The following is a 13,558-nucleotide window of genomic DNA, read 5'->3' as shown; positions in this document are numbered from 1 at the left end:
ATTTGGCTTATATCATGTATACGTCCGGAACGACGGGCAAGCCGAAGGGGGTCATGGTCGAGCACCGTAATGTGGTTCGTCTGGTGAAAAACACGAATTTCGCTGACCTCGATGAAGAGACGCGCATTTTGCAGACGGGCGCGGTGGCGTTTGACGCCTCTACGTTTGAAATCTGGGGAGCGCTGCTGAACGGCGGAGAGCTTTATCTCACGAGCCAGGACGTCATTCTGAGCACGGCGAAGTTGAAACAGGCGATTCAGCAGTACGGCATCACGACCATGTGGCTGACTTCACCGCTTTTCAACCAGCTATCTCAGGAGGACAGCGGGCTGTTCGGGGGCTTGAAGACGCTGCTTGTCGGCGGGGACGCGCTGTCGGTGCCGCATATTAACCGGGTGCTGCGGGATCATCCGGGACTTTGCATCGTGAATGGCTATGGCCCGACGGAAAATACGACGTTCTCTACAACCTTCGCGATTACCGGCGAGCAGACGGATACGGTGCCGATCGGCCGTCCGATCCGGAACTCGACCGCTTACGTGGTAGACAGCGCATTAAAGCTGCAGCCAGTCGGCGCTTGGGGCGAGCTGATCGTCGGCGGAGACGGCGTGGCGCGGGGGTACTTGAATCGGCCGGAGCTGACGGCGGAGAAATTTATCGCCAGCCCGGTGCGGGCGGGGGAGCGCTGCTATCGGACGGGAGATCTGGTCCGCTGGCGTGCCGACGGCACGTTGGAATACAAAGGCCGGATGGACGGGCAGGTAAAAATCCGCGGTTACCGCATCGAGCTCGGCGAGGTGGAGGCCCGTCTTCTGAAGGTCCCATCCGTTGAAGCTGCGCTAGTCACCGTGCACGAGGACGAAGCCGGACAGAAGCTGTTGTGCGCCTACTATACCGCGGAGTGTCCTCTGTCCGCGGGCGAGCTGAGAAGTGCGCTGGCCGCCGTACTGCCCGGCTATATGATTCCGTCGTACTTCGTCCAGCTGGAGCAAATGCCGCTCACCCTGAACGGCAAGGTGGACCGCAACGCTTTACCGGCCCCGGCAGAGGCGGGAGGCCAGTCCGCGGCATTGCTTGAAGCGCCGCGCACGGTGGCGGAAGCCCAACTGCTGCGGATCTGGCAGGACGTGCTCGGCGCTCGAAGCATCGGCATCCATGACAACTTCTTTGAAATTGGAGGCCACTCTTTGCGGGCGACAACTTTGGCCGCCAAAATTCACAAAGAGCTGAATTGGAATATATCGCTGAGGGACATTTTCCAGTCGCCTACGATTGAAGGATTGGCGAAGGTGATCGAAGCGATGGAGCAGCAGGAGTTCGCCGCCATTCCGGTGGCGGAGAAGAAACCGTATTACCCCGTTTCTTCCGCGCAAAAGCGGCTGTATCTTATTCAGCAAATGGAAGGAACGGAACTTATTTTCAATTTGCCGGGAATAATGAGCCTCGAAGGACCGCTGGAGCTGAAGCGTCTGGAAGAAGCCTTTCAAGCGCTGATCGCCCGGCATGAGACGCTTCGTACCGGCTTCGGCCTGGAACGCGGTGAACCGGTTCAGCGGGTATATTCCGAAGTGCCGTTCAGCGTGGAATACCGGCAGGCTAACGAGAAGGAAGCCGATGAGATCGTTCGCAGCTTCGTAAGGCCGTTCGATCTGGCCCAGCCGCCGCTTCTGCGCGTAGGACTGATCGAGCTTGAACCGGAGCGCCACATCTTGCTGCTCGACATGCATCACATGATCTCGGACGGAGCCGCGATGGGCGTATTGGCGGATGAATTTTTCCGTTTATACAAAGGAGAAGAACTCCAGCCGCTTCGCATTCAATACAAGGACTATGCGGTGTGGCAGCAATCCGAAGAGCAAATGCGGCGAAGAAAAGAGCAAGAAGCCTACTGGCTTCACGCATTGAGCGGAGACCTGCCCGTATTGGCGATGCCGACGAAATACGCAAGGCCGGCTGTCCGCAGTCATGAGGGGGAACTGTTCGAATTTGTCATTGACGAGCACACAAGCGAAAGCCTGCGCCAACTGGCGACGGCAGCGGGATCGACGCTCTATATGGTGCTGATGGCCGCTTATACGGTCTTATTGCACAAATACACGGGGCAGGGGGACATCGTTGTAGGTACGCCGATTGCGGGAAGAGTTCACGCGGACCTCGAACCGCTGATCGGAATGTTCGTAAACATGCTTCCCATTCGCAGTTATCCCGCAGGCGGCAAGTCCTTCCGGGACTATTTGGAAGAAGTCAGGGAAACGACCTTGATGGCGTTTGAGAACCAGAGCTATCCATTCGAGGAGATGGTGGAAAAGCTCCAGGTTCCGTACGATCCGAGCCGCAGCCCTTTATTCGATACGATGTTTGTCATGCAGAATACGGAAAAACGCGGCGTTCCGGATGAAGCTTTGCGGATTTTACCTTATGCCCGGCCTCATACGATGGCGAAGTACGATTTAACGCTGGAGGTCGTTTCGGCGGAAGCGGATATACGGTGCCGATTTGAGTACTGCACCAAGCTGTTTGCGAAGCAAATGATCGACAATTTAGCCCATGATTTCATGAAGGTCCTGGCGCACATTGGCGAGCAGCCTCAAATCCGGTTGGGAGATATCGCCCTGCTTGAGAATGAACCGACAGACGAGGATGCGGACGTGTTTGAATTTGTGTTCTGATTGAATCCTTGTCGGGAGTCGCGGTATGGCAATCCGTACCGGGCTCCCGCAAGGACGCCGTTGAACGGATTACAACCGAATGGGGTGGCGAAATTGAACGTGTTATATGAAAAGGAATCCGTTTTTTGGAAAGGACGATTGGATGTCGAAGATAGTCTTACCGTGCTGCCGTACAGCAACTCGTCAAACCATTTTTCCGAAAATCCGCAATCCTGCGATCGTCTGCTTTCCTCCGAAGTGTCTCAAAAAATCGATTCTATGGCGAAGGGTCTGCCAAGAGCCGTATTTATGATTTTGCTGGCCGGGGTAGAGTGTCTGCTTGCCAAATATACGAATTCGGAAACGATCATCATCGGCATGCCTATCGTCGTAAAAGCGAATCAAACGCGGCAGCCGGTCAGCGATATCGTGCTTTTAAAAGATCATATCGGTGCGGAAAGCACGTTTAAATCTTTGTTAAATCAGGTCAAAATGTCCTTGAACGACGCGATCCTGCATCAGGACATCCCGTTTCAGATCCTGGATGAGCATTTGCATTTACAGCACGATTCCGAGGGGCTGCCGGTTATTCATACGTTGATCTCGTTCCAGGAATTGCATGGGGACGAGACGGCTGGCATCGTCGTATCCGATCTCCACTTTCAATTTTTCAGGGAGCAGGATGCCATCGGATTGAAGCTGGTGTATAACGAATGCCGCTACACCCGGGAATTCATCGTTCAGATCGCTAGCCATTTGAACCGGATGTTGGCCGGAGCGTTACTCCAGCCCGACCTTCCTGTGCGGCACATCGACTTTTTATCCGAGTCCGAGAAAATGCGGCTGCTCACCGGATTCAACGATACACAAACGGACTATCCACGGGAAAAAACGATCCACGGGCTGTTCGAAGAGCAGACGGAGCGGACGCCGGAGCAGACGGCGGTGGTGTGCGGAGAAAGCGAGCTCACGTACAAGGAATTGAACGAGCGGGCGAACCGGCTGGCAAGGATGCTGCGTGCCGAAGGGGGGCAGCCGGAGCAATTGGTCGGTCTTATGGTCGATCGTTCCTTGGAAATGATTATCGGGATTCTCGGGATTTTAAAAGCGGGCGGTGCATATGTGCCGATCGATCCGGAGTATCCCGAGGAGCGCATCGGGTACATTTTGGAGGATTCGGGCGCAAAGCTGCTGCTAACGCAAAGCCATTTACGGGAGCGCGTCTCTTTTGCCGGCAAGCTCGTCGATCTGAACGATCCGCAAGCGTATGCCGAAGACGGTTCGAATCCGGGATGGCCCGTGCAGCCGAAGGACCTGGTCTATCTCATTTACACCTCGGGCACGACAGGGCTGCCGAAAGGAACCATGATTACGCAGCAAGGCCTGGTCAACTATATCTGGTGGGCCAAGGACGTGTATGTCGCCGGCGAAAAGCTCGACTTCCCGTTGTACTCGTCGATTTCCTTCGATTTGACGGTAACGTCGGTGTTCACTCCGTTAATTACGGGAAATACAATCCGCATTTACGACGGAGAGGACAAGGTGGCACTCATTCAGCGTATCGTCGAAGAAAATGAAGTGGATATCGTCAAGCTGACGCCGACGCATCTTAGCCTGATCAAAGAGATGAAGCTGCCCAGCGGATCAAGAATCCGGAAATTCATTGTGGGCGGCGAAAATCTCAGCACGAATCTGGCGAAAAGCATCATGGAGCAGTTTAACGGACAGGTGCAAATCTTCAACGAATACGGTCCGACCGAAACGGTCGTCGGCTGCATGATTTACTTGTACGATCCCGTGAGAGACACGCGCGAATCGGTGCCGATTGGCGTGCCTGCGGCCAATGTAAGCATTTATTTGCTCGACGAGCAGCGCAACCCTGTGCCGCCGGGCGTGCCGGGCGAAATGTACATAGCCGGGGACGGCGTGGCCCGAGGCTATTTGAACCGTCCCGAGCTGACGGCGGAGAAATTCGTGGACAATCCGTTCGAACCCGGAGAGCGGATGTACCGGACAGGCGACCTGGCTCGCTGGATGCCGGACGGGAATATCGAATACTTGGGCCGGATCGATCATCAGGTGAAAATCCGCGGTTACCGGATCGAGCTGGGAGAAGTGGAAGCCCAGCTTATGAAGACGGCCTCCGTCAAAGAAGCGGTAGTGATCGCGCGGGAGGACAAGAGCGGACAGAAGCAGCTCTGCGCCTACTTTACGGCAGACACGGAACTCGTACCGAGAGAACTGAGAGAAGCGTTTGCGGCAGAGCTGCCGGGCTACATGATCCCGTCGTATTTCGTGCAGCTGGAGCGGATGCCGCTATCGCCCAACGGCAAGATCGACCGCAAAGCGCTGCCTGCTCCGGAGGGAAGCCGTCAGTCGGAAGCGGCGTATGTGCCTCCCCGGACCCCGATAGAACAAGCCCTCGTCTCCGTTTGGGAGACGGTGCTGGGCACAAAACCGATCGGGACGCTGGATAGTTTTTTCAGCCTTGGCGGCGACTCCATTAAATCGATCCAAGTCTCTTCGAGAATGTACCAGGCCGGTTACCGACTTGAAATTAAAGATATATTTAAATACCCGACCGCGGCCGAATTGAGTCTGCATGTCCAACCGGTCAGCAGAACGGCCGATCAGGGCGAAGTGGAAGGCAGCTCGGGACTTACGCCCATTCAACACTGGTTTTTGGGGCAGGCGACGGCCGATCCGCATCATTATAATCAAGCGGTGATGCTGTTCCGGGAAGAAGGCTTCGATGAAACGGCGCTCCGGAGGACGATACGGGCAATTGTCGAGCATCATGACGCGCTCCGCATGGTCTTCAGGCGGACGGATGGCGGGTATAGCGCTTGGAACCGGGGAGTGGACGAAGGCGAATTGTACAGCCTGCAAGTTTACGATTTCAGGGAACGGACCGATTGCGCCGCCGCGGTCGAAGCCAAAGCGGGAGAGATTCAGGGCAGCATCGATCTGGAGAACGGCCCGTTGATGAAGCTCGGACTATTCCGCTGCCCGGACGGGGATCATCTGCTGATCGCCATTCACCATCTTGTGGTGGACGGGGTCTCTTGGCGGATCCTGTTCGAAGATATCGCGGCAGGCTACGATCAGGCTATGAACGGCCGGGCGGTCCGCCTTCCGTATAAGACGGATTCGTTTCGCACCTGGACGCAGCATTTGGCAGACTATGCGGCCAGCCCGGCCATGGAGAAGGAGCGGGAATATTGGGAGCGCGCCGCGCAAGCCGATTGCAAGCGGCTGCCTTTGGATCAAGAGCAAAGCCGCGCACAGATACGGGACAGCGAATCTATCAAGGTACGGTGGACCCGGGAGGAAACGGAGCTGCTGCAAAAATCGGCCCATCGCGCCTACAACACGGAAATGAACGACCTGCTGCTCACGGCACTTGGCACGGCGCTCCACCGCTGGGCCTCATTGGATCGTGTAGCGGTCAATCTGGAAGGGCACGGAAGGGAAGCGATCGTCCGGGACAACGATATTACCCGTACGGTAGGCTGGTTTACGAGCCAGTACCCCGTCATCCTGGAGATGGGAGAGGGAGAGACGCTGTCCAGCCGGATCAAACGGACAAAAGAAAATCTGCGCCGGATTCCCAACAAAGGGATCGGGTACGGCATCCTCCGTTATTTGTCCGGCTCGGAGAGCCTGGCCTTAAGCGGGGAGCCGGAAATTTCATTTAACTATTTGGGGCAGTTCGATCAGGATATTCAAAACAATGCGATGCGCCTCTCGCCCTATTCCAGCGGTGCGTCCATAAGCGAACACGCCTTAAGATGCTATGTGCTCGAGATCAACGGCATGATCGCGGGCGGGGAACTGGAGCTGACGCTGAGCTACAGCGGCGGGCAGTATCGGAAGGAAACGATGGAACGCTTGGCCGGGCTGCTTCAGCGGAGTCTGCAAGAAGTAATCGCCCACTGCGCCGGAAAGGAGCGGCCCGAGTTAACCCCGAGCGACGTTCTTCTGCGCGGGCTGACGATCGGGGAGCTGGAGCAATTAATGGCACAAACGGCTCATATCGGCGAGCTCGAAAATGTGTACATGCTCACACCGATGCAGAAAGGAATGCTGTTTCACAGCCTCTTGGACCCGCGCTCGGAAGCCTACTTCGAACAAATGTCGTTCACGCTTCGCGGAAGTCTGGATATAGACGCTTTTCGGCAAAGCCTGGATGGTTTGGTGCGGCGTCACGCCGTTTTGCGGACGAATTTTTACAGCGGCTGGAAGGACCAGCCTCTGCAAATCGTTTCCCGCAGGAAAACAAGCGAGCTGCACTATGAAGACCTCCGTACGATGAGCGAGGCCGAGCAAAGCAGCTATGCGGATGACTTAAAAGCCAAGGATAAGCTTAGAGGGTTTAATCTGGAGCAAGACGCGCTGCTGCGGGTAACGATTCTTCGCACCGGGGAGCAATCGTACCGGTTTTTGTGGAGCTTCCATCATATCGTCATGGACGGCTGGTGTTTAGCGCTTGTCTCCAAGGAAGTGTTCCAAGCCTACTTTGCAGCCCTGGCGGGAAAACAGCCCGAGCTTGCCGCCGTTTCACCATACAGCCGCTATATGGAATGGCTCGACGGCCAGGATGCCGAAGAGGCCTCCGGCTATTGGAACCGATATTTGGCTGGTTACGATCAGCCGGCGCTGCTCCCGCAAGCAGGGAGAACGCCGCATCAGGCAGGAGAGTATGCGCCAAGGAAGCTGGACTGCGCCATTGGAAAAAAATTAACGCGCCAGATTCAACAGACCGCCAAGCAGCACCAAGTAACCGTGAATACCTTGATGCAGACGGCGTGGGGTGTTTTGCTGCAAAAGTATAACCGGACAACCGACGTCGTTTTTGGAAGCGTCGTATCGGGGAGACCGGCGGAAATTCCGGGCATTGAAACGATGATCGGATTGTTCATCAACACGATCCCGGTGCGTATCCGCTGTGAAGCGGAAGAGAGCTTTGCCTCCGCGATGAGAAAGGTACAGGATCAAGCTCTGGCTTCCCAAGCCTACGATACGTATCCTCTCTACGAGATTCAAACGCAAGGCGAGCTGAAGCAAGGGCTGATCGGGCACCTTATGGTGTTCGAAAACTATCCTATGGAGCAAAAGATGGAAGAGGCCGGAAGTGGCGAGTCGTCAGGCTTCGATATTTCGGATGTCAGTTGGCACGAACAAACGAATTACGATTTTAATCTAATTGTCGGGCCCGGCGAGGAGATGCTGCTTCGTTTCGAATTCAATGCGAGCGTGTATGACCAGGCGACGGTGGAACGGATCCGGGGGCATCTGATTAACGTATTGGAACAGATTACGGCTCATCCGCAGCTTCGCGTTAGCGAGCTGAATGTGCTGACCCAGGAAGAGCAGACGCAGATTCAAGTCCAGTTCAACGATACGAAGGCGGACTATCCGCGGGAAAAAACGATCCACGCGCTGTTCGAGGAACAGGCGGAGCGGACGCCGGAGCGGATAGCCGTGGTGTTCGAGGGTGAGCAACTGACGTACGGCGAGTTGAACGAGCGGGCGAACCGGCTGGCCCGGACGCTGCGGGCCGAAGGGGTTGAGGCCGATACGCTGGTCGGCATCATGACAGATCGCTCGCTGGAGATGATCGTCGGTATCCTCGCGATCCTGAAAGCCGGCGGCGCGTACGTGCCGATCGATCCGAAGTATCCGGAGGAGCGCATCCGCTACATGCTGGAGGACAGCGGAGCGAAGCTGCTGCTGACGCAAAGCTGGCAGCAGGCCAAAGCGGCGGAGTTCCACGGCGGGGTACTGTGTCTGAACGAAGCGTGGCTGTACGAAGGCCCGGCGGAGCATGGTGCGAATCTGGAGCCGCTATCCACGGCGGATAATCTGGCCTACCTGATCTACACGTCGGGGACGACAGGCCAGCCGAAAGGGGTCATGATTGAGCAACTAAGCGTAGTAAACTTTACGCTGAGCCTGTTCGAACCGATCTATGCGGCGCATCCGGAGTACCGGAACATGGCGCAGCTGGCGCCGTACGTGTTCGACATGTCGGTGAAGCCGATTTACGGGGCGCTGCTGCTGGGCTTGACGCTGCACATCTTGCCGGAAGAGACGCGGATGGACGGGGACAAGCTGCTGAAGTTTTTCCGGGAGCACGCCATCGACATCACGGATGCGACGCCGACGTATTTGGCGATTCTGATGCAGGCAGCCAGCGTTAACGGCGGTGGTGAGGTCGGAGCGAAGCACTATGTGATCGGCGGCGAGGCGCTGACGACGAAGGTCGTGAAGTCGTTCTGGTCGACATTCGGGGAGCAGGTGAAGCTCACGAACGTGTACGGACCGACGGAGTGCACGGTCGACTCGACGATCTATGAGGTGGAGCCGCAGCGGATCGCCGAACTGGCGGACACGGTACCGATCGGGCGGCCGCTGCCGAACCAGAAGATCTGGATACTCGACGCAGAGCAGCGGCTTGTGCCGATCGGCGTTGCGGGCGAGCTGCACATCAGCGGAGCGGGCGTGGCGCGGGGCTACAACCGGAGACCGGAGCTGACGGCGGAGAAGTTCGTGCCCAATCCGTACGAGATGGACGGACGGATGTACAAGACAGGTGATTTGGCCCGCTGGCTGCCGGACGGCACGATCGAATATATGGGCCGGATCGACCATCAGGTGAAGATCCGTGGCTACCGGATCGAGCTGGGAGAAGTGGAAGCCCAGCTTATGAAGATGGCCTCCGTCAAAGAAGCGGTAGTGACCGCCTGGGAGGACGAAAGCGGTCAGAAGCAGCTCTGCGCCTATTTCACGGCGGAAACGGAGCTCTCACCGAGAGAATTAAGGGAACCGCTCGCGGCAGAGCTGCCGGGCTACATGATCCCGTCGTATTTCATCCAGCTTGAGCGGATGCCGCTGACGGCCAACGGCAAGACCGATCGCAAAGCTCTGCCGGCTCCGAAGGAAAGCTTGCGGTTCAATGCGAAATATGTCGCGCCTCGAACCCCGCTCGAACTTGAGTTGGCGCAAATCTGGCAAGACGTGCTCGGACTTGGACGTGTCGGGGCGCACGATAACTTTTTCGAATTAGGCGGGCACTCGATTAAAGTGCTGCAATTGGTGCAAAAGCTGTATACGCAAATGGGGATTGAACTGCCGCTGCAGCGGGTGTTTCAAGTGCCGGTGCTGGAGGAAATGGCCCGCGAGCTGTTAACCTACCGGTTGAAGCAGGACGAAGGCCAAGGGATCGTTCAACTGAACCGCAACGGCAGCCTCACCGTATTTTGTTTTCCTCCGGCGGCGGGATACGGTATGGTGTATTACGAGCTGGCCAAACGGCTGGAGAACCATTGCGTGCTGTACGGGATCGATTTTATGGACAACAGCCCGACCTACGAAGACATGCTGGAGCGGTATGCCGATCAAATTGTCAGCATTCAAGAGCAGCAGCCTTATGTGTTTCTGGGCTATTCTGTGGGCGGATGTCTGGCCTTTGAAGTGGCGAAGGTGATGGAGAAGAGAGGCTACGCCGTATCGGATATCATCATGCTCGATTCCGCGCTTAGAACGCACAGCGCAGACCTCGCTGCAGACATCTTGGAAGAACAGGTAGACGAATTGCTGGAGAACGCGGCCGATCCGTACAAGCAGTTCCTGGCTGTACCGCAGATGAGAGAAACAATAAGAAACAAAATGCTTGCTTATCTGAAATACAGCAATCAGCTTGTTAACACAGGCGTCGTGCAAGCGAATATTCACGGACTTGCCGCCGGCGGGACGGAAGCAGGCAAAGCCTCGACGGGTGAAAAATTAATGTGGAGTCGCGGAACCGCAACCAAGTATACCGAATATGAAGCGATCGGAAATCATCAGGAGGTGCTCGAGCCCGGGTTTATCGACGAGAACTCCGAAGCGATTCTGCAGATTGTAACCGAAATCGTGAAGCGCAGCATGGAGGCTCAAGTCGTTTATTCTTAATTCGCTTGCAATCGTAAAAAAGCAGCTGTCACAGGATTTCCTGCGATAGCTGCTTTTTGTCTTTACTGGGAAAATAAAGGGATTCGTTCAAATGCAGCGAATTATGATCATAACTACGTTCCGGAGGAGAAGACAATGTGGCGGCATACACGTAACCAAGCGGAGGCAAGCGCAGCAGGGGCAGCCCGTTCGGAGGCACGGCATACGCGCTCGCAGCCGGCAGTTCCCGCCTCGATGGCTACTCTGCTGCAGATGCAGAAGCAAGTGGGGAATCAGGCCGTGAACCGGCTGATCCGTCAGTTCAAGTCGGCAGCTGGTGCTGCCGTACAGCGAAAATTTACCGATCCTGTCCTGAACATAAGCGCGGATAATGCTTCGGAATGGAAAACGTACCTGGACGTCAAATTTGCGACGGGAAATCATCAGTTTACCGTACAGGACGAGTTAATTGTCATGAACAACTCCTTGACCATGCATTATTTGAAGCTTGAGGAGTTAGGACATAAGGATGCAACTCTGCAGCTGCTGCAAAAGCTTGTCGACTCCAGCAAGGAGGCGGAAGGCGATCCGGCAAAAGTCGGCCATCAGCACGCGTTGGTCAAATCCGGCGGCGAACGGCTGCGCTTTCAACATCATCTGATAACGGAGGTCGACGACCTGCTTGCGTTAATGAGCAATGGAACCAAAGTCAACACCATGCTGTCTAGCTCGTCCACTCCGCTGGAGGATCGGACGCGCCTGTTCGATATGGTCAACGACAAAGAAAAGATGACCTTAAAAATAAAAGCGCTCGATTATGCAGCCGCCCGTCCGGACGTTACCGATGCCCGGCTGCTCGCCAACCATTACAGCTTCTACATCGCGAACAATCCGGATGGGACGCTGGCTGACCATGTCGTAGAACAGAACTATACAGCGCGCGCAGGCGCTTTACACGGCAAGCAGCAGTCCAAACAGACCGTGCCTGGACTGGACCCGGAGAACAAGGGGGAAACGGAAAAAAAGCTAAAAACAGCGGCAAGCACGCTAACCTTCGAAAGCGAGGCCGCCGCGCTGTCCCATGCGGAGAAGCACCCTTTTACCAATCCGGACATCGATACGTATTTGAAATGGGCCCGGCTTACGATCGAGAAAGGCTATGCCGATAAAATCGAACGGAATCAGTTCAATAGCGGTTATTCCGTCCATTTCACGTTTGATTCGCACGTGACCATTGTCCGCGTAGATCAAGCGGGGGAGGCGTTTATTTCCACGTATATCCCCAAGGAGGATACCCATTTGCCTCCTTTGGATGAAGCGGCGGAAAGTATAGCCGGGCACATGGCTCACCGGTTGAACAACGCGCCGGCGGTTGCGTCAGGCGGAAGGAACGGAAGAGTGCCGATAGCCAGCTCCTCCAAAACCATTGAAGCTCTGTATGATAATGAGGCAGTTGTGAATGACAAAGTGCTTGCAGCTACACCATGGGAATTGAAAGCGGTGAAGAAAACGAGCAGCAAAGCGGAGTTCGAAATTGTAAATATAAATACCTCAGTTGCGGATAAATTTCCGGTTACTTGCGAGATTGCCTCCGCCGATCATACCCAGATCACGCCAAATACTTCAATCAGCATTACCTTTGATGCTGCGCAAATATTCAATAAGGAAGACTTTGTGAGTCGCTTTTGCATTGAATTGGAGGCTGGCTGCCGTCAACTGAAGTTGTTGAACCCCAGCGATTTTTCCCCGGCATTATTCGAGCATATGGCGGTCATGGCTGACCGTGTCAGAGGACTGAAAAACCAGAAGGAGGGTGCCTATAAAAATTGGAACGACACGACAAAGAAGAGGGATCAGGCCCAGCAAAAAGAACAATTTTTGAATGCGCTGGATCAAGCGGTTTCCGGCAACGCCGCCAATTGGAAGCTCTTGCTCGGCGAGGCGAAGCAGTTGTTCGGTTCCGAGCTGCAGATCAGTAATGATAAGCCGGTAAATCTGCCTGCGCTGGTAAGCAAATACCAGAAAGAGGCTGGCACCCAAGGGAAAAAGCTGACGAATCTAAACAAACAGCATTTCGAAAAAAGCAACGAGTACGCCGACGCGGTATACGATTTGCGCAAGGTGCTGCAGAAGCTGACCGTAGATCCGACAAATGTAGAGAGCTACATTACCGAGATGAAATCGTATGTGGATCAGAAGGTAACGGGCCTGCCGCCGCAGCAGGCATCTAAACTTCTCCGCCTGCGGGACGAGCTTAAATCGTCTGCACTTCTGTATAAGTATACTTCCGATCCAAAGGGCTTCCCCAAGATACAGCAAAAGCACAGCGGCGTAGCGGATACGGACATTACGGCCGACCTCATTCAGCACTTGATTTCCGTCCAAGCGCCCGATCCGAAAAGCTTCGTCAACAGCGGAGTAAGCGGCGGACATCTGGAAAGCGCCTTGAAGGAATTTGAGCAGCAAAATCCGACGTATCATTTCGAGCTTTACAAGGAAAAACAAATCAATTCGGATCTGACGCTCAAGGCTTACGAGCAGTATAGATGGATCGATAAGTCCAAGAACGCTCCCGACCCGTCCGATTTGACGGACTTGGCGAATAAGCTGAAATGGGAGAAGTGCCAGGTGAAGAAAACGGTCGCGAACAATCTTATTGCGTATTTGCAGCAGGGAGAGGACGCCTTCCATCGTTGGAAAAAGGGCGGGCATTTTGATCCGAAGGGAGCCTCATCGCAGCGCATAGGCCGAGAAATGTATGAAAACGCGCCCAACAGCATGATTGCGGCCATGTCGGAAGATAAGGTAGAATTCGGCGGCTTCATCCAAAATGATCCCCGAAAAAGCAGATGGGTGCTTACGACCCTGGTTCCGCATATTGAAACGATTTTGAATTGACACCGTCCCCCAATTTTTGTATATTGATGTAATGCCCTCAACGGATTGCAAGGTGAATATACGAAATGCGAAAAGAG

At 55.1% G+C, this 13,558-nt stretch carries 3 protein-coding genes; all 3 read left to right on the top strand.

Annotated elements, in window-relative coordinates; all coding sequences use genetic code 11:
* On the top strand, positions 1–2,669 hold a 2,669-nt coding region (locus PEL01S_RS03895), incomplete at its 5' end, for a non-ribosomal peptide synthetase (protein ID WP_127459344.1).
* Positions 2,670–2,768: 99 nt separating this feature from the next.
* Positions 2,769–10,604 (top strand): non-ribosomal peptide synthetase, encoded by a 7,836-nt coding sequence (locus tag PEL01S_RS03890; protein ID WP_255320069.1) that lies wholly within the window; start codon positions 2,769–2,771, stop codon positions 10,602–10,604.
* A 135-nt stretch (positions 10,605–10,739) separates the two neighbouring features.
* Positions 10,740–13,481, top strand: a complete 2,742-nt coding sequence (locus tag PEL01S_RS03885; RefSeq protein ID WP_127459342.1) for a hypothetical protein — start codon at positions 10,740–10,742, stop codon at positions 13,479–13,481.
* Positions 13,482–13,558: the final 77 nt, after the last annotated feature.

Source organism: Paenibacillus elgii NBRC 100335 (genome assembly GCF_004000865.1).
Classification (GTDB): domain Bacteria; phylum Bacillota; class Bacilli; order Paenibacillales; family NBRC-103111; genus Paenibacillus_G; species Paenibacillus_G elgii.
This window is presented reverse-complemented; position numbering and strand designations above follow the sequence as displayed.